The 18,364-nt window shown below is 44.3% G+C and carries 15 protein-coding genes; 13 read left to right on the top strand and 2 right to left on the bottom strand.

Translation table 11 applies throughout. The annotated features are described in order from the left end of the window. Window positions 1–258 precede the first annotated feature (258 nt). Entirely contained in the window at window positions 259–663 is a 405-nt protein-coding gene (locus ACTSEZ_RS10385) for a YugN-like family protein (RefSeq protein WP_369734162.1), read from the top strand. Here the strand turns inward: ACTSEZ_RS10385 and ACTSEZ_RS10380 are convergent. Beyond that, on the bottom strand, window positions 660–1,652 hold the full coding sequence (locus ACTSEZ_RS10380; RefSeq protein ID WP_369734161.1) for a potassium channel family protein: 993 nt from the start codon (window positions 1,650–1,652) through the stop codon (window positions 660–662). The genes ACTSEZ_RS10385 and ACTSEZ_RS10380 overlap by 4 nt on opposite strands. Window positions 1,653–1,666: 14 nt before the next feature. Beyond that, window positions 1,667–1,909, bottom strand: coding sequence for a hypothetical protein (locus tag ACTSEZ_RS10375; protein ID WP_029566178.1), 243 nt, complete (start codon window positions 1,907–1,909; stop codon window positions 1,667–1,669). A gap of 201 nt (window positions 1,910–2,110) precedes the next feature. Between ACTSEZ_RS10375 and ACTSEZ_RS10370 the strand changes: the two genes are divergently transcribed. The 12 genes from ACTSEZ_RS10370 to ACTSEZ_RS10315 all read left to right on the top strand — a co-directional run bounded on the left by ACTSEZ_RS10370 (window position 2,111) and on the right by ACTSEZ_RS10315 (window position 18,070). Continuing rightward, complete coding sequence (locus ACTSEZ_RS10370; protein WP_369734472.1) at window positions 2,111–3,355, top strand: glycosyltransferase family 2 protein; 1,245 nt, start codon at window positions 2,111–2,113, stop codon at window positions 3,353–3,355. Between the two features lie 112 nt (window positions 3,356–3,467). Next, window positions 3,468–4,781, top strand: coding sequence for a hemolysin family protein (locus ACTSEZ_RS10365; protein ID WP_029283975.1), 1,314 nt, complete (start codon window positions 3,468–3,470; stop codon window positions 4,779–4,781). Between the two features lie 108 nt (window positions 4,782–4,889). Then, window positions 4,890–6,125 carry a dicarboxylate/amino acid:cation symporter gene (locus tag ACTSEZ_RS10360; RefSeq protein ID WP_029283974.1) on the top strand — a complete coding sequence of 412 codons (1,236 nt, stop codon included), beginning with the start codon at window positions 4,890–4,892 and terminating at the stop codon, window positions 6,123–6,125. A 256-nt stretch (window positions 6,126–6,381) separates the two neighbouring features. Continuing rightward, window positions 6,382–8,043 (top strand): glycoside hydrolase family 13 protein, encoded by a 1,662-nt coding sequence (locus ACTSEZ_RS10355; protein WP_369734160.1) that lies wholly within the window; start codon window positions 6,382–6,384, stop codon window positions 8,041–8,043. Between the two features lie 196 nt (window positions 8,044–8,239). Beyond that, window positions 8,240–9,865, top strand: coding sequence for a GGDEF domain-containing response regulator (locus ACTSEZ_RS10350; protein ID WP_369734159.1), 1,626 nt, complete (start codon window positions 8,240–8,242; stop codon window positions 9,863–9,865). Continuing rightward, on the top strand, window positions 9,865–10,917 hold the full coding sequence (locus ACTSEZ_RS10345) for a HEAT repeat domain-containing protein (protein WP_369734158.1): 1,053 nt from the start codon (window positions 9,865–9,867) through the stop codon (window positions 10,915–10,917). The genes ACTSEZ_RS10350 and ACTSEZ_RS10345 overlap by 1 nt, the downstream gene beginning before the upstream one ends. Beyond that, window positions 10,892–12,298, top strand: a complete 1,407-nt coding sequence (locus ACTSEZ_RS10340) for a glycosyltransferase family 2 protein (RefSeq protein ID WP_369734157.1) — start codon at window positions 10,892–10,894, stop codon at window positions 12,296–12,298. Before ACTSEZ_RS10345 ends, ACTSEZ_RS10340 begins: the two co-directional genes overlap by 26 nt. Further along, entirely contained in the window at window positions 12,291–13,364 is a 1,074-nt protein-coding gene (locus ACTSEZ_RS10335; RefSeq protein WP_369734156.1) for a hypothetical protein, read from the top strand. Before ACTSEZ_RS10340 ends, ACTSEZ_RS10335 begins: the two co-directional genes overlap by 8 nt. Window positions 13,365–13,451: 87 nt before the next feature. After that, window positions 13,452–13,820, top strand: a complete 369-nt coding sequence (locus ACTSEZ_RS10330) for a response regulator transcription factor (protein WP_203288635.1) — start codon at window positions 13,452–13,454, stop codon at window positions 13,818–13,820. After that, window positions 13,813–16,671, top strand: a complete 2,859-nt coding sequence (locus ACTSEZ_RS10325) for an ATP-binding response regulator (protein WP_369734155.1) — start codon at window positions 13,813–13,815, stop codon at window positions 16,669–16,671. The genes ACTSEZ_RS10330 and ACTSEZ_RS10325 overlap by 8 nt, the downstream gene beginning before the upstream one ends. 78 nt (window positions 16,672–16,749) lie before the next feature. Further along, window positions 16,750–17,172: a secondary thiamine-phosphate synthase enzyme YjbQ gene (locus ACTSEZ_RS10320; RefSeq protein WP_369734154.1), complete on the top strand. Its 423-nt coding sequence runs from the start codon at window positions 16,750–16,752 to the stop codon at window positions 17,170–17,172. Then, entirely contained in the window at window positions 17,153–18,070 is a 918-nt protein-coding gene (locus tag ACTSEZ_RS10315; RefSeq protein ID WP_369734153.1) for an MBL fold metallo-hydrolase, read from the top strand. The genes ACTSEZ_RS10320 and ACTSEZ_RS10315 overlap by 20 nt, the downstream gene beginning before the upstream one ends. The last annotated feature ends 294 nt before the right edge of the window (window positions 18,071–18,364 follow it).

Here is an 18,364-nt window from a genome sequence, read left to right as displayed (position 1 = left end):
TGGGAGGGTAAGCAAAGCGAGGAATCGTACCCTGTGAAACCGAAAAACGATATGGGAGGGGAAGGAAAGCGAGGAATCGTACTCTCAAACCGAAAAACGATATGGGAGGGTAAGCAAAGCGAGGAATCGTACCCTCTCAAACTGAAAATCGATTTGAGAGGGTAAGCAAGCCTCCCGAAATATGTCATTCCCCCCGCTTCCCTTCGTCATAAAAAACGGTTATCAGGAGAACCTACCTTAAAAAGGAGGTCGAATCTCATGATTGAAATTCCATCGAAACTGGAAGGGAAATCGTTCAAGCTGTATCATCTTGAAACGCAATTAAAGCCGCTTGGGTATGCTATCGGCGGGGGCTGGGACTATGATCACGGTTCGTTTGATTATAAGATTGATGATGAGGTGGGCTATCAGTTTTTGCGTGTTCCGTTTACGGCAGCTGACGGCCAGCTGGATTCGCAGAATACAACCGTCACGCTCTCAAGTCCCTACTTGCTTTCCCACAAATATCAGATAGGTCTTGATGACAATGTTCATATTGGAAATGTAAAGGCATCGTTTGACCAGTTTCAGGAGCCGCAGGACAAAGATGCCGATTTTCCGGAGAAATATATAGATGCAGGCAGGGAGTTGGTTAAAGAGCTTGAGGATCTGCTGCTTGATTAATGAGTAATCATAATCAGAAGATCCTCTTCTTTAAGAATCTGGGAGATCGGCGGATTAAGTTTCGTCTGATCTCCTTTTTTGATGCCAATTAGCAAGTATTCTTTTTCAAGCAGACTGTGGCTGGCATCGTGAAAGGTTTTTCCGACTAGCTCAGGAGGAATCGGAATGATTTTAAAGTAGTTTCCGTTGGCGGGATTCAGTTCCGAATATACACTCGACAACCCGTACTTGGCCAGGTAGCTGTTCATCATCAAGTGGCTTGAAAGCTGATAGGATTTGATTATTTCATCGGCTCCCGCTCTTTTGGCATTATTCACATGCATCCCGGTAACAAGCTCGACAACCGTATAGAGTTCAGGGTTCATGCCTTTTAAGGCAAGCAGGATTAAAATCGACTGCATGTCGGCATCCGTTTCACTTTTATACTGATCGGCCGTGATGATGGCAGCATCAGCTTTTTCGATGTTTGCTTTGTTAAGTGTCCGGTCAATAGTGGGATTGCCTTTAATGAAATGCAGATTTTCAATTAATGGAGACTCCTCGAGAGTGTCATCAATCAGCACGATGTTTTTATAGGGCTTTACCTTTTGCAGAGTCTCAATAAGCTCATTTGATTTTTCATTCCATCCAATAATCACGACATGATTTCCATATTTGTAGGCCGTTTCTCCTTTTAGGTAAGAATGCTGCTTCTGAAAAGCTGCCGCCGACAATGTGGCAAAGTAGGTCGTAACAAATCCGGCACCAATAAGGATGAGTACAATGCCTACTGATCTTCCGGCAACCGTTTCTGGAACATAATCGCCGAATCCGACGGTGGACACGGTGACAAGCGCCCACCAGATTCCATCAAAAACGGTCGGGAATACGTCTGGTTCTATTAGGGATATCACTTGTCCAAAGAGGAGGACAATCAGCATCACGATTAAAATAATGCGGACATAGAGAGGCCATCTCAGCCAGTCTACAAGCAGTTTATTTGATCTCAAAGCTCACACCTGCCTTATTTTTTGTTTGGTAAAAATGATAGGACCTCACGGATAATGGCATTTATTTTCTCCGAAACCGTTTCTGTTCCATAGGCTTCGATTGCTTTTTCAATAGCAGCAATAGTATCTTCTTTGAATTCAATCACCGGCTTTTCTTCTTCAGCATCATTGTAGAATTGAATGAATACATCAAGCCCCTCATTCATTTTGTCGATGGCCTCGCTAAGTGCAGTCTTTTCCTCATCAGACAGTTTCATCTCATCACTTCCTTGATTTCAAACATGCTTTTATGTAGTATGTGCAAGTTTCTCCCGTTTTTTCTACTTGTTTCGTTTATGTATGCATAGTCAGGGATTGCGGAAGATAAAAGAAAACTCAAGTGAAAAGGTTGAGACATGGTGATAAAGCGATACGTGAGCGTTAAAAAGAAATTTTGGATCAGCCAGACCGCGGCTTTTATGTGGATGCTCTTCTCTGTCTTCCTTTCTCTTCCATGGCTGAGGGAGCTTGCTGAGCTGACGGGGCTGCCGCTTGCCATCTTCATTATTGGAGGCATTGCCTACATACCGGGATTTTTAAATGCCTTTTTGATCACCAGCCTGCTGATTGACAGGCAGCCCCCATATAAAAACAGCAGTCCTGCGATTCCGGTCACCATTTTGATTGCCGCTAAGAATGAAGAGAAAAATATCGGGACGACAATCAGGTATTTGGCCAATCAGGATTACATGGGAAGTCTTGAAGTGATTGTAGTGGATAACGGATCTGAGGACTCCACCACATTAGAAGCCATGGAAGCAGGGACTTCCTATGGCATTCCTGTGCGTCTCCTCCATGAAGAAAATCCGGGAAAATACCATGCTCTAAACAAAGGCATAAATGAAACAATGACGGATTTCGTTCTTACTCTTGATGCAGATACGCTTCTACACAAAAGTGCTGTCCGGCGCATTGTTTCAAGGATGATCAGTTCCCCGGAGGATGTTTGTGCTGTAGCAGGAACGATTCTTGTCAGAAACAGCAGGGACAATCTTCTGACAAAAATGCAGGAGTGGGACTACTTCCTCGGCATTGCAGCAATCAAAAGGCTTCAGGGTTTATATCAGGGAACGCTCGTTGCACAGGGGGCATTCAGTTTGTACAAAACGTCTGCTGTAAGGGAAACCGGAGGATGGCCGGAAGCAATCGGGGAAGATATTGTTCTGACCTGGCGATTTCTGCATCACGGGTACAGAGTGTACTTTGAGCCTTTGTCAGTTGCGTTTACAGAAGTACCGGCTTCCTTCCGTCACTTTGCCAGGCAGCGGTCGAGGTGGGCGCGGGGGATGATTGAAGCACTGAAGGAAATGAAGCCTTGGCATCAGCCGGCCATTTTCGCGAAATTCCTGACGGGCATTAATTTCATCATGCCGTATCTGGATTTTACGTATACCGTTTTCTGGATTCCCGGCCTGATTCTCGCTTTTTTCGGTCATTACTGGATTGTCGGGCCGATGACCCTTTTTGTTCTGCCTCTTACCCTGATCAGCTATTTGAGCATCTATACCTATCAGAAAAAAGTGTTCAGAGAACTTGATTTAAAAGTAAGAAAAAATATTACAGGCTTCTTTTTCTTCGTTTTAAGCTACCAGCTGATCATGGCTCCTGTTTCCGTCTGGGGATACTTTCAGGAGGTTTTCAGGCTGAAAAGAACCTGGAAATAAATAAAATGCTAAAGTAACGCGAAAAAGCAAAGAATAAAAGCAAATAAAAAGGAATCCGGGTTTCACCTTATGAAAGGAGGTGACCCTTGTCCATGAAGGATGAGGGAACTCTTTGATTGCCACAAATCTACTTCTAGTCGCCCTTTTAATTGCAGCTACAGGCTTTTTTGTCGCTGCAGAGTTTGCCATTGTAAAGGTAAGAAGCTCAAGAATTGATCAGCTCGTAGGAGAAGGAAATAAAAAAGCGATTGCTGCCAAAAAAGTAACGGGAAGTCTTGATGAATATCTTTCAGCCTGCCAGCTTGGGATTACAATTACAGCTCTCGGTCTGGGATGGCTTGGGGAGCCGACCATCGAACGGCTTCTTCATCCACTGTTTGATTCATGGGGAGTCAATCCGTCGCTGTCAGGAATTTTATCGTTCGTCCTTGCTTTTGTGGCGATCACGTATCTGCATGTGGTCATTGGGGAGCTTGCCCCAAAGACCCTTGCCATTCAGAAGGCGGAATGGGTCACGATGAATCTTTCGAGGCCGCTTATTCTTTTTTATAAAATCATGTTTCCCTTTATTAAAACACTGAATGGGTCTGCCCAGATGATTGTCAAAATGTTTGGCCTGCATCCGGCATCTGAACACGAGATGGCCCATACGGAAGAGGAGCTCCGCATCATCTTGTCAGAAAGCTTGAAAAGCGGGGAAATCAATCAGTCCGAGTATAAGTATGTGAACAAAATATTTGAATTTGATAACCGGATTGCAAAAGAAATCATGGTCCCAAGAACAGAAATGGTTACTGTTGCACTGGAAGATTCATTCGAAGAAAACCTTGAAATCATGAGAAGCGAAAGATACACCAGGTATCCGCTTGAACACGAAGACAAAGACAACATCATCGGTCTTGTGAACATTAAGGAAGTGCTTGATGCGCTGTATATGTCAAAAGACGGCGTGCTCCTTAAAAATTACATCCGGCCGGTCATAAAAGTAATTGAGACAATCCCGATTCAGGATCTGCTCCTAAGAATGCAAAAGGACCGGATTCATATGGCCATTCTTGTCGATGAATACGGCGGAACAGCCGGACTTGTGACAGTTGAGGATATTCTTGAAGAAATTGTCGGGGAGATCCGCGATGAATTTGACATCGATGAACTCCCGAATGTGCAAAAGAAAAGCGATACCCACTACATTTTTGACGGAAAAGCGCTTATTGAGGAAGTAAATGATCTTCTTCAGACAAACATTGATTCCGAAGATGTGGATACAATCGGCGGATGGATCCTCACCGAAATGATTGACGTTCAAAAAGGAGATAAAATCACCGCAGACGGCTATGAATTTACTGTAACGGATATGGAAGGCCATCACATCATAACACTTGAAGCCAAAAAGAAAATTGAAACAGCCGCAGGCGATCCTGAGTGATTGCCTGTTTTTTTGTGCCGCTGAAAATTCCAGTAAACCATTCTTGAAAAAAGTCCATTCCTCTGATAGCATTAGTTGGTTCTTATTGATATGAAAGAGGGATTTAACATGAAAGCTTACCGTTTTCCGCTTATTCTCCTTTCATCAGTCGTGATTGGCGGTATTATCGGACTGATGTTTGGCGAAAAAGCTGTGTTTTTAAAGCCGTTCGGCGATTTGTTTTTAAATGCCATGTTTACGGTTGTTGTACCGCTTGTCTTCTTTACGATTGCTTCATCCATTGCAAATATGGGAGGAACGAAGCGGCTTGGAAAGATTATGGGCAGCATGCTCGCTGTGTTCCTGTTTACAGGATTAATTGCAGCGATTTACATGACGGCTGTCGTAAAAATCATCCCTCCTGCACAAGGTGTGACGCTGCAGCTTGAAAAGCCGGAGGCGATGGAGGATGTAACACTAGCTGATCAGATTGTCAGCACGTTTACGGTTCCTGATTTTGTCGAGCTGTTCTCAAGAAACAACATGCTTGCGATGATCGTTTTCTCTGTATTGGTCGGTCTTTCCGTTTCCATGATCGGGGAAAAAGGAAAGCCGTTTGCAAGCTTTCTCTCGTCCGGTTCTGAAGTGCTGATGAAACTTGTCTCCATCATTATGTACTATGCACCGATCGGACTTGGCGCTTATTTCGCAACTCTTGTTGGAGAATACGGCCCGATGCTCCTTGGCACTTATTTCAGAGCAGGTGTGATGTATTATGCAGCAGCCTTTATTTACTTTATCATTGCGTTTACGGTTTACGCATTCATCGCCGGCAAGAAACAGGGAGTGAATGTTTTCTGGAAAAACATGCTGTCTCCTACAATCACTTCACTTGCAACATGCAGCAGTGCAGCATCCATCCCGGTTAACCTTGAGGCGACGAAAAAAATGGGTGTCAGTGCAGATATCAGGGAAACGACAGTGCCACTTGGTGCCGCTCTTCATAAAGATGGTTCCGTTCTTGGCGGCGTCCTGAAAATTGTGTTCTTATTCGGTATTTTTGACATGAGCTTTTCAGGATTCGGCACGATCACAAGCGTGATACTAGTAGCCATCCTTGTCGGAACGGTCATGGGAGCGATCCCGAGCGGGGGAATGATCGGCGAAATGCTTATTCTTACGCTTTACGGGTTCCCGCCTGAAGCGCTGCCGATTATTGCGGCGATCTCAACGATCATTGATCCTCCTGCAACCATGCTGAATGCGACAGGCGATAACGTCAGCAGCATGATGGTCTCCCGCATGGTCGAAGGCAAGAACTGGCTGAAGAAGAAAACAGCTGAAGTCAGCTCTAAAATTGCGTGACTAGAGGAGAAAGCTATCCGGAGCGGATAGCTTTTTTCTTTTTTATGCAAAATGATGTGGCTATAAAGGCAGTTTCTCCTCTGCACTCAGCGTTTTTTGAGGAATTCAAAGGAAATTGTTCAATCTTTAACACAATTAGAGTATAATACTTTTTAGAAATGAAAACTTAGCATAAATGTAAGCGAATACTTTTTACTTGAAACACTTACCCGTTCGTCTTACTGGACGTTAAGGTTGAAATAAAGGAGTGCTGTATATGAAAAAAATGTGGTGGAAAGAAGCGGTTGCCTACCAGATCTACCCAAGAAGCTTTATGGATTCGAATGGGGACGGTATCGGTGATATCCGCGGAATTATTTCTAAACTGGATTATTTGAAGGACTTTGGAATCGATGTCATCTGGATTTGTCCGATTTTCTCTTCTCCAAATGCAGATAACGGATATGATATCAGCGATTATCAGGACATCATGGCTGATTTCGGAACAATGGAAGACTTTGATGAGCTTTTAGCAGAGGTCCATAAAAGAGACATGAAGCTGATTTTGGATCTTGTTGTTAATCATACAAGTGATGAGCATCCATGGTTCATTGAATCACGCGAGTCAAAAGACAATGAAAAGCGCGACTGGTACATCTGGCGTGACGGCAAAAACGGCAAAGAGCCAAACAACTGGGAAAGTATTTTCAGCGGTTCTGCCTGGGAATATGATGAAAAAACAGATCAATACTACATGCACGTTTTTGCAACAAAGCAGCCGGATTTAAACTGGAAAAACCAGGACATGAGACAAGCAGTTTATGAAATGATCAACTGGTGGCTTGATAAAGGAATCGACGGCTTCCGTGTAGATGCGATTTCCCACATCAACAAAAAAGAAGGGTTCCCGGATCTTCCAAATCCAAACGGTCTTGATTTTGTCTCATCATTTGATTACCACATGAATGTTGAGGGCATAATGGAGCATTTGAGCGAGCTGAAAGCGCAAACGTTTGCACGTTATGACATCATGACAGTCGGCGAAGCGAACGGCGTTAAGCTTGAACAGGCTGAGGACTGGGTCGGAGATACAAACGGAATCTTCAACATGATCTTCCAGTTTGAGCACCTTGGCCTTTGGGACAATGGACTTGAAGGATCGGTTGATCTTGTCAAACTGAAAGAAACTCTTACAAAATGGCAGAAGGGCCTTGATGGAAACGGCTGGAATGCTCTTTTCCTTGAAAATCATGATCAGCCGCGTTCTGTTTCAACATGGGGCGATGACAAAGACTATCTTGTAGAAAGCGCAAAAGCACTTGGCGCTATGTACTTTATGATGCAGGGTACACCGTTCATTTATCAGGGACAGGAGCTCGGCATGAAAAATGTTCACCTTCCATCCATCGATGATTACGACGATGTAGCCATGAAAAACCTTTACCGCATTGAAACGGCAAAAGGACGCTCACACGAAGAAATCATGGAAATCATCTGGCATAAAGGCCGTGATAATTCACGTACGCCAATGCAATGGAATGATGAGAAAAACGGCGGCTTCTCAACAGGAACTCCTTGGTTCGGTGCTAATGAAAACTACAAGGAAACAAACGTTGAAAAGCAGCTGAAAGATGAAAACTCTGTCTACCATTTCTATAAAAAGATGATTGATCTGCGAAAAGAAAATGATGTCCTTGTTTATGGAACATATGACTTAATCCTTCCAAAGGATAAACAAATTTACGCTTATACCCGTACGTTTGAAGGTAAAACAGCGTTGATTATTTCGAACATCAGCAACAAAAACGCATTTTATCAGTACAGCGGTCTGCCGCTTTCAAGCGATAACCTAGTGCTTCAAAACTATGAAACAGATAAGCACAACCACACAACTTCATTTACATTAAAACCGTTTGAGACACGTGTATATATTTTTTAATGTTAAAAACTGCCTATAAGGATGATTCCTTTAGGCAGTTTTTTTTAGGATGAAAAAGGAGGAATAAGGGCTTTTCGGGTGCTTACTGATCTGTTGTGCCTGCGCTTTTCTTAACGGGGACTTCTGGATGTTTCCAAATGTTTCTTGCAATAGTAAAATGATGAAGTTGAACTTATAAGTGTCAGGAGAGGTCTAATTGAAGAAGTACAAACAGCGCCTGCTGAAAAAAATAAGAGAGCAGATTGACAGATGGTATGGATACCAGCACGCAGTTGAACAGGATGAGGTCATACGTTTTCTGCACTCGCTTGCAGGAACAGCTCCAACGATCGGAATGGAGCAGGTGGGAAAGGCTGCAGCGGCACAGCTGCTTCTGGCGGAAAAGCGGAAGAAAGACACATGGAGGCTGCCAGAACTGCAAAACCTTCTTTTTCCTCTGATATCAGCATGCTATGAAGCAGAAATGGACATTGAGGAAGAGACTGTGCCAAACAGGGAAAAACGCATTTCTTCAGGAGACGAACTTATTCTGCTCATAGATGATGACATTACCCTCTTAATGTATTTAAAGGAAGAACTGGAGCTGCATGGATTTACGGCGGCTATTTTTACAGACTCAGACCGTGCCATGAAAGCCTATTACGATCTCGCGCCTGACTGTGTGGTGATTGACAGACATATGAAACAGGAAAATGGGTTTGAGGTTGTTGTGCAGCTGAAAGAACTGATGCAGAAAAAGTATGTACCTGCCATTATGATCAGCGCAGATGCATCAAGGGAAACGAGACTTGACAGCTATAGATACGGCGCTGACGATTTCATCCTGAAGCCGTTTGATATGGAAGAATTTTTGGTCAGGATCAGACGCCAGATCGAACGGAAAAAGCAGCTGGAAGAATTGATTGTCGTTGATGAACTGACAAAGGTGTATAACAGAAAATTTCTGAATCCAGCCTATACAAGGCTTGCAGCGCGCATGAAGCGGGAGGGGAGCTTCTTCACGCTTGCTATGCTTGATCTTGATTATTTTAAAAAAATCAATGATACATACGGTCACCTTGAAGGCGACGAAGTATTAAGAGAATTCTCCCAGTGCCTGAGAGACAACTTGAGAAACAGTGATACGGTCATCCGGTACGGCGGGGAGGAATTTATTATCCTGCTTCCCAATGCAGGTCAAAAAGAAGCAATGGAAGTCATCGGGAGAATTAAGGAATCGTTTTCAGCCCACGTTTTTAAGCGTCCGGATCATACCTCATATTCCTGCACGTTTTCGGCAGGATTAATGGCCGTCCCGCCTGAACAGGCTATGAGTGTCGAACATGCGATTGAATGTGCGGATGCCGCGCTCTATCAGGCAAAAGAAAATGGAAGAAACGCAATCGCGGTTTACCGGTCAACTGTGACAGAGCCAGTTGAAAAAGTGCTGAATGTTGCTGTCGTCGATGATGATCCGATTATAAGAACCATTCTTGAAGATGTGTTCCGAAAGAGTCCGCTGCTGGATCAGTACTGTTTGAATATCGGGTTGTATCCAGACGGCATGGAATTTCTTGAAGCGCATCCTTTAAGTAAAAGGGAAAATCACTTTATTGTTCTGGATGGAATGATGCCCAAAATGGATGGAACAGAAGTGCTGCAGAAAATCAGAGCTCTGCCCAACCAGCATCTATTTACGGTCATGATGCTGACATCCCGCAAGAGCGGAAGAGACGCAGCGAGAGCCCTGCAGCTTGGAGCGGACGATTACATGACCAAACCGTTCAGACTTGAAGAGCTTGAAACCCGTCTTTATCATCTTGCAAAAAGGATGACGAAATAATGGATGTACTGACGCCCCGTCAGCTTTTTTTGCTTCTGGTCTGGTCGTTTCTTCTGCTGACAGTTCTGCTTGTCTATTTATCTGCAGCGAAAACCATCAGAAAAAGAAAACAAAAACGCCTGATCGAATCTAAAGAAGCGTGCAGACTTGCCCTTTTCAATTATCTAAGAGATGATTCAGCCGAATTTCAGTATCCGGGCAGGCGTGCGCTGAGTGACCTGCTGCTTGAGTACAGCAATGTTCTTCAGGATGAAACCATGCAAATAAGAATGACAGCTCTCGCAAAAAAACATTTGACAGGATGGCTGAAAAAAGAATTGAAGTCTTTTAGCTGGAGCTCAAGAATGAATGCACTCTATATCATTGAAAATATAAGACTCTATCATTTGCTTCAAGAAGTAAAGCAGCTTGCCGGAAAACGTCATTTGACGAACGAGGAAGAAGCGGTGATTTCAAGAATTCTTGCCTCGTCCGGGGATGAGGGCTTTCTTAAACAAATGATAAACAGCAGCAGGCATTTGTCGGATTTTACCATCGTGAGCATCCTGCAGAACTGCGGGCCTGATCATCTCCGCACCTTTTATCAAACATACGGGGACCTTCCTGAACGCTTAAGGTACAATCTGATTACTCTAATAGGGGATATGCAGCTGTTTGAACAGAAACGCCTGATTGAACAGCTGCTTATGAAAGGTGACGAGGAAGAAAAATTGAGGTCTTTAAAAGCAGCTGCTGATATGGTCCTTCCAGTAAAACCGGACATCATTGAACCTTTTATCTATTCGCCTGACTGGCTTGAAAGAATGATGGCGCTGAAAGTGATTGGCTCATTGAGAGCGGAAGTCTTTTTAGAAGCAGCGAAGGATCTTCTTTCTGATAAAGAATATATGGTCAGGCTGGAAGCAGCTAAAACCATTTTTACATTTAAAAACGGAAAACAGCTGCTTGAGGAAGTCATTCATCATTCGGATGATCTTTTTGCAAGAGACATGGCCCTTGAGTGGATTTCAAAAGGAGGCGGCAGAAATGAGTCTGTTCGATACAATTCTTGAGACGTCAGCCTGGGTTCTGCTCGGCTATATGTGCTTTGTCGTTGCTGTATATGGCGGAATGCTCATCGTCTCGCTTTTAACGGTGAGAAAACAGTTCAACCTGAATAAAACCGAACCCTATGAGGAGCTTCTGCATTCCGTTTATACAAAGCCCGTTTCCATTCTTGTCCCTGCCTATAATGAGTCAGCGGGAATCTACGGAACGATCCGCTCTCTTATCAGTATTGAATATCCTGAATATGAAATGCTTGTCATTAACGACGGATCAACAGATGACACACTCGAGAAATTAATTGTGCGTTTTCAGTTAAAGAAAATAAGCCGGGTTGTGAGAAAACAGCTGAGTACAAAGGAAATCAAAGCAGTATATCAATCAGATCTTTATCCCAATCTGTATGTAATTGATAAGGAGAACGGCGGAAAAGCAGACGCTCTGAATGCAGGGATTAACTTTTCCCGTTTCCCTTACTTCTGTTCCCTTGATGGTGACTCCGTCATTGAAAGAAATGCATTTCTGAAGGTGTTAAAGCCGATAATTGAATCTGGGGATGACGTCATTGCGACAGGAGGAAGCATCCGGATTGCAAATGGATGTACGATCCGAAACGGTGAGCTGACTGCGGTCGGCCTGTCTGACAAACCTCTGGTTGTCATGCAGGTCATCGAATATTTACGGGCGTTTCTGGCTGGAAGAATCGGCTTAAGCAGGACAAATCTGCTGCTGATTGTATCCGGTGCTTTTGGCGTTTTTTCAAAACGGTGGGTCATTGAAGCCGGAGGATATTCCCATACTGTCGGAGAAGATATGGAGCTTGTCGTCAGGCTTCACAGAATGATCAAGGAAAGAAAGCTTAATAAAAAGATTGTCTATGTCCCTGATCCCGTTTGCTGGACAGAAGCGCCTGAATCGGCAAGATTTTTAAGAAGACAGCGAAAGCGGTGGCACAGAGGCCTGTTTGAAAGCATCTGGATACACAGGAAGCTTCTATTGAACCCAAAATATAAATCAATTGGACTGATTTCGATGCCCTATTATTTTTTCGTTGAATTTTTAGGGCCGATTGTGGAACTGGCGGGTTATCTCCTCTTGATTGTTGCCTGGTTCAGAGGCGATGTTTATGTGGACGTTGCTCTAATGTTCTTCCTCTTGTCTGTAATTTACGGTTCTCTCTTCTCTGTTGCGGCTGTTCTGCTGGAAGAATGGAGCATGGAAAAATACCCCCATGTCAGCCAGCTTTTCGTGCTGTTTGTCTACGCCATAACAGAATCTTTCTGGTACAGGCGGCTGACGGTGTTCTGGAGAATAGAAGGAATAATTGATGTCATAACCGGAAGAAAGGGCTGGGGAGACATGGTCAGAAAAGGAGTTTCAAGTGAATAAAAAAATCGGAGTACTTGTTTGTGCGTGTCTTGCTGCCGCTGTCCTGCTCTCGGCACCCCTCTGGCACTGGATTTTCCTGAAGGATACGGAAAAACTTCCAATGCTGATTTTCAACAAAACAGCGGAGGATGATACCCTCAGAGAGCACAAAGGAATTACCTGGCTGTTAAATCATATGAAAAAAACAAAGGAAGACGGAACAAGCTACAGCCTGGCGGATGATTATTCAGGCTATTTGCCTGCTTCAAAAAAGATCCGCGAACTGCCAGGTGACCTCAGCCATTATTCGCATCTTTACCTTGCAGACTCATACGGGGTGCGTTCAAATAAGTCCGGAGAGCTGATCTATGGAGGGATGACCCTTGAGGAAGCAGACAGAATCCAGCAGTCGGTCAAAACAAACGCCCAGACCATTTTTGCGGAATTTAATACGTTTGCAGAGCCCACTGAGCCAGAAGCGAGAAGGAAACTTGAAGACTTATTTGGATTCGAGTGGACCGGGTGGACGGGGCGGTATTTTTTGGACCTTGGAAGCGATGAGGTGCCTGAATGGGTTAAAAGATCCTATGAAACGCAGCACAGCAAAACGTATCGCTTCAGCGGGCAGGGGCTGATACTCGTCAGTGAAAAAGAAGAGCTCATGATCGTTCCTGAGGAAGACTTTGGAGGAAAGCATCCTTTGAGCTTTTCTTTTACAAAGCAGGGGAAAAAGGAACTGGGGCTTGATGCTGAACTGAAGTACAACTACTGGTTTGACATCATGGAGCCTGCAGGAGCAAAAGTGCTGGCATCCTATCATCTTCATGTGAATGCTCAAACCGAGGCGAAGCTCTCGGAAAAAGGAGTTCCCCTCTCCATGCCGGCAGTGCTTCATCATTCAGACCATGGCTATCATGCTTATTATTTTGCAGGGGACTACGCAGATGCGAATGATATACCTGACTTTTATCAGGCATCGAAAATAACAGACTGGAAAAAACTAACCTCTTCCGATAAAAAGGGGAGAACGGACGGATTTTTCTGGAAAGCGTATGTACCTATGATGAAAACCATCCTGGAAAAATAGCGGACATACTTAACATTCGATAAAAAACTGACGATAAATTAGATGAACATTAAAAGCATTCTGAACCGGGATTAGGAGGCACAGACAATGGCCAGAATTCTTTTGGCAGAAGATGAGGAAGTTCTTCGCATGCTTATAACAGACACACTTGAAGACCTCGGTCACCAGATAGATGAAGCATCAGACGGGGAAGAAGCATACAGGCTTATTCAGCAGCATGAATATGAGCTGATCATCCTCGATTATATGATGCCGGTATACACGGGTATGGAGCTCATTAAGAAAATAAAGAAACATCCAAAACAGTCCGGAGCGAAAGTGATAATGCTGAGCGCCAAAAGCCAGGCTGCCGATCAGCAGAGCGTCCTCAAGGCAGGAGCGGATGAATTTGTTTCCAAACCATTCAGTCCACTCATGCTTATGGACAAAGTGGAGGAGATTTTAAGCAGTGATTAATAGATTGGTAAAGAAAAGTGTTACGAGGCAATTTGGACTGATGGCGGCAGCGGCAATTATTCTGTTTTCCATAGTAATTGGCGTTTATGTCTTCTGGCAAAATGCCATAACTGAAGAATTTAAAGAACGCAACCGTCAGCTTGATTTAAAAGAAAATGCAACGATTGTCCTGAACGATTCCTACAATAAGGCGATTTCCGAATTCAGGGCCTACTTCGCCTATGGTCAGAACGGCAAAAACAAACTTTATTACAACAGGGGAATGGAACAAAAAGAGACCGTCCTGAAGGCATACGAAGATCTGGAAGCACTTGCTGAAAATGACTATGATCTTGCCTTTCTTCAGCAGGCAAGCACCTTTTATCAACTTTATTTTCTGGATCTTCTTCCGAAAACGGTAGCAGCATATGAACGGGGAAATACATCCGAAGTAACCAGAACAGCTGTTGAAGGAGGATCTGAAAGAGTAAGAGTTTTTCAGACAGGACTTGAAGATTACAGTGCCAAAATTGAGCGGGAAATCAATGAAAACAGGGAGCAGTTTACCGGCAGCCTGTTTATCAGTCAGATTTTGTTTCTTATCGTGCTTGTTTTCATGATTGGCACGCTGATTGCGATGATCAGAAGGTATTTGAGAAAAATGCAGGAGCCTCTTCAGATCCTTACAGCTGCAGCGGGTGAAATTGCAGCAGGCAAGGATGTCATTTTTGACAGCAGCTCAAACCGGCAGGATGAGCTGGGGCTTTTGCACGTTGCTTTTTCAAAAATGAGCAAAAGCATTGCTGAAAAAGAACAGGATTTAACAGCCCAGAATGAAGAACTGATTGCCCAGCAGGACGAACTTCAGGTTCAGCAGGATGAACTGCGTTCAGCTCTTGAAAAAATGTGGGAAAGAGAGTCGCAGCTCACACTCCGGAATGAACTAAGCAACAGCATAGCAAATACACTTGATAAACATAAGCTTTTGACAAGCATAATCACTGCCATGTGCCGTATTTCAAAAGCAGATAAGGGCATTGTCGTCATGGCTGACCATCCTGAACACTATGCAGCGGTATCACTGTCAGAAACGGCGGTCAGAACCATTCTTGGCAATATGAATTCAGGGCTCATAGATGGAGTGAAAAAGACAAAGCAGGCAAAAGTCTATAAGCGTCTTGCAGATCCTGAGGAAACCGGATACCACGAATCACCGCAGTATTCCTATGATCTTTATCTGCCGGTTCTCTCATCCGGCGAACGTACAGAAGCGATCATGATCTTCACGAAGTTTAATGAGGAGTTCGGTGAAAAAGAGATAGCTGAATACACATCAATGACCAAAAACATTGCTCTTTCACTGGACAAGCTGAAGCTTTACGAGCAGGCTGAACAGGACAGGGAAATGGTCAGACACATTCTGAATACCATCCATGAGGGCATTCAGCTGGTTGATCTGAACGGAGTAAGTCTGCAAGTTAACACAACCATGAGCAGCATGCTTTTATGCAGAGGCGAGGATTTGGCTTTTGCCTCATTTGATGAATGGTTCAGCCATTTCACTTCTGTCGTGTCAGATCCTGTGGAGCTTGGGAGATTTTTGGAAAGGGTCATTTTTTCGCGTGAACCTGTGCAGGACAGCTTTACCTATAGAATGAATAATGGGACCGTAGTAAACCTTTATGCAGAACCGTTATACAGGAATGGACGGCGCCTTGGAACGGTAATGGTCCACCGCGATATTACGAAGGAGTACGAAGTGGATCAAATGAAGTCTGAATTTGTCAGCACGGTCAGCCATGAGCTCAGGACCCCGCTTGCAAGCGTCCTTGGCTTTACGGAATTGATGCTGTATAAAGACCTGAAACCGGAGAGAAGGAAAAAATACTTATCGACCATTTATCAGGAAGGAAAGCGCCTGACCAATCTGATTAACAATTTCCTTGATGTTCAGAGGCTGGAATCAGGGAAACAGACCTATGAAAAGAGGCTTGGAGATCTTTCGGTCATTCTGGGGGAAGTCGTTGAAGAGCAGCAGGTCCTGACTTCCGAACATCGGTTTTATTTTCATACAAGCGCCAAAAACGCCATGGTTCTCGGAGACAGAGATATGTTAAAGCAGGCCTTTCAGAATCTTGCCGGAAACGCCGTCAAATATTCTCCGGACGGCGGAAATATCTCGGTTATTCTGTTTGAAGAGAATGGTTGGCTGAAAGTGGAGATAAAAGATGAAGGGCTTGGAATTCCTGAAGATGCAAAGGACAAACTGTTTACGAAATTTTACCGCGCAGACAATTCCGACCGCAGAAAAATTGGCGGAACAGGCCTCGGGCTTTCGATCGTGAAAGAAATCATAAAAGCACACAGCGGCGAGATTTCCGTTCATTCAAAGATTGGGGAAGGAAGCACCTTTACGGTTTCATTGCCATTGCATGATGACTCAGGTCATTCACCTGCCCCTGAAACTGATGGATTGTCATCTGCCAATATCCTGATAATTGAAAATGACGAAAACTTCGCAAGTCTGCTTAAAGCAGAATTTGAGGAAATGGGACTAAGCACCGCCGTGATGCTGAGGGGCGACCGGGCTCTGGCAGAGGCGGTTTCACTGAGGCCGGATGCTGTCGTTCTTGATATTTTGCTTTCTGATGATGATTTAAATGGGTGGGATGTTCTGGACCGATTAAAACAGGTCCCACATCTTGCAGAAATCCCAGTTTTTATATCAACAGCTCTTAATGAAAAGGATAAAGCAGCAGACCTTGGCGCAGCAGGCTGTTTGATTAAACCGTATCAGCCCGGTGAACTAATAAAGCTTGTCATAAAAACGATTCTGGACCGAAAGAGCAGTCTTTCAGAGATGGAACCCTGAGTACAGGGTTCTTTTCTTGTATCATCCTTTGGAAATAAGCTATCCTTTAGAAAAGGAAGCCTTAAAAAGAAAGGGAGGATGAACGTGCTTAAATCATTTAAACTGGAAACGAAAAGCAGAGATCAAATGATTGATATCACTGTACAAGTTGAGAACTTGATTCAGGAATACGGCACCAATGAAGGAACTGCTGTCATCTATTGTCCGCACACCACTGCAGGAATCACAATCAATGAAAATGCGGATCCTGATGTGAAAACAGACATGATCAGACGCTTTGACGAAGTCTATCCGTGGTTTGAAGAAAAGGACAGGCATGCGGAAGGGAACACCGCTGCTCATATGAAAGCGAGCACTGTCGGCTCCTCGCAGCATGTGATTATTACAGAAGGGCTCCTGCTGCTCGGAACTTGGCAGGGAGTCTACTTCTGTGAATTCGACGGGCCGAGAACCCGGACATTTTATGTAAAGGTGCAGGCGGATGGGGAAAAGATATCGTAACTTAGACGGAGTGGAAAATACGAAAAGCTTCTCCGATTTCAGAAAATGGATGAAAGAGCGAAAAGCGAAAAAGAAGGATTTGTCGGTCTCCATTGAAAGGCTGGATAATCCTCAGTCGGAAGAAGTGTCGGCTAACCGTTCAAAAAACAGTGTGACCTGGATTGGCCATTCTACGTTCTTGATTCAGACTGGCGGCATCAATATCCTTACTGACCCGGTCTGGGCAGAGCGGATGGGCATGCAGAGGAGATTGACGAAACCGGGAATGCCAATCCGGGCACTTCCGGAAATCGACGCTGTCCTGATATCTCACGGACATTATGATCACCTGGATTTTGCATCGATCAGAAAGCTCAAGGGGGACCCGGTTTTTTACGTGCCCGAAGGTCTTGGTGCTTCCTTCAGAAGAAGAGGGTATAAGAACGTGAAAGAAGCTGCGTGGTGGGAAGCCTATGACCAAGAGGACGTCAGATTTACATTCGTTCCTGCTCAGCACTGGACGCGCAGAACCCTGTGGGATACAAATACTTCCCACTGGGGAGGATGGGTCATTGAACACAAGGACCACTCTATTTATTTTGCCGGTGACTCCGGATATTTCCGCGGCTTTAAAGAAATCGGTGAAAAAATGTCTGTCGATGCCGTTCTGATGCCTATCGGAGCTTATGAGCCTGAGTGGTTTATGAAGGTATCGCACATTAATCCAGAGGATGCAGTCACAGCTTACCTTGATCTGAACGCGAAAGGGCCGTTTGTTCCCATGCATTACGGTGCATTCAGGCTGGCCGACGATACAGGACCTGAAGCTTTGGAGAGGCTCTTTGCAGAATGGGAGAAACGTGGACTTGACCCTGATAAGCTTAACGTCATGAAAATCGGAGAAACATGGTGGGTGTGAGCATTGATGAGAATCAGTGCTTTTTTTGCTGTGGAATAATAAGATCATCAGCTGGGAAGGAACCTGAGATTGTTGGCACAAAACAGCGTGATAAGAACCATCAACAGGGGAAATCACGTGATTGGTGGCACTATTAAGCTTGATAAGAACCATCAACAGAAAAGTTCTCGTGCTTGATGGCACTCAACAGCATGATGAAAACCACCAAAAGAAAAAATCTCAGGCTTGATGTTCCTATTAAGTGTGATAAGAACCATCAACAGGGAAGATCTCGTGATTGATGGCACTAATAAG

The organism is Metabacillus mesotrionivorans (assembly GCF_052171315.1).
In the GTDB taxonomy this organism is placed as follows: Bacteria; Bacillota; Bacilli; order Bacillales; family Bacillaceae; genus Bacillus_P.
The sequence above is the reverse complement of the archived record's forward strand: the minus strand, read 5'-3'. Positions and strand labels throughout refer to the sequence as shown.

Bases quoted from the DNA above. Each gene is read 5' to 3' on its own strand.
- ACTSEZ_RS10385 (WP_369734162.1), top strand. From the start codon at position 259: ATGATTGAAATTCCATCGAAACTGGAAGGGAAATCGTTCAAGCTGTAT.
- ACTSEZ_RS10375 (WP_029566178.1), bottom strand. From the start codon at position 1,909: ATGAAACTGTCTGATGAGGAAAAGACTGCACTTAGCGAGGCCATCGAC.
- ACTSEZ_RS10370 (WP_369734472.1), top strand. From the start codon at position 2,111: ATGTGGATGCTCTTCTCTGTCTTCCTTTCTCTTCCATGGCTGAGGGAG.
- ACTSEZ_RS10360 (WP_029283974.1), top strand. From the start codon at position 4,890: ATGAAAGCTTACCGTTTTCCGCTTATTCTCCTTTCATCAGTCGTGATT.
- ACTSEZ_RS10355 (WP_369734160.1), top strand. From the start codon at position 6,382: ATGAAAAAAATGTGGTGGAAAGAAGCGGTTGCCTACCAGATCTACCCA.
- ACTSEZ_RS10345 (WP_369734158.1), top strand. From the start codon at position 9,865: ATGGATGTACTGACGCCCCGTCAGCTTTTTTTGCTTCTGGTCTGGTCG.
- ACTSEZ_RS10340 (WP_369734157.1), top strand. From the start codon at position 10,892: ATGAGTCTGTTCGATACAATTCTTGAGACGTCAGCCTGGGTTCTGCTC.
- ACTSEZ_RS10330 (WP_203288635.1), top strand. From the start codon at position 13,452: ATGGCCAGAATTCTTTTGGCAGAAGATGAGGAAGTTCTTCGCATGCTT.
- ACTSEZ_RS10320 (WP_369734154.1), top strand. From the start codon at position 16,750: ATGAACGTGCTTAAATCATTTAAACTGGAAACGAAAAGCAGAGATCAA.
- ACTSEZ_RS10315 (WP_369734153.1), top strand. From the start codon at position 17,153: ATGGGGAAAAGATATCGTAACTTAGACGGAGTGGAAAATACGAAAAGC.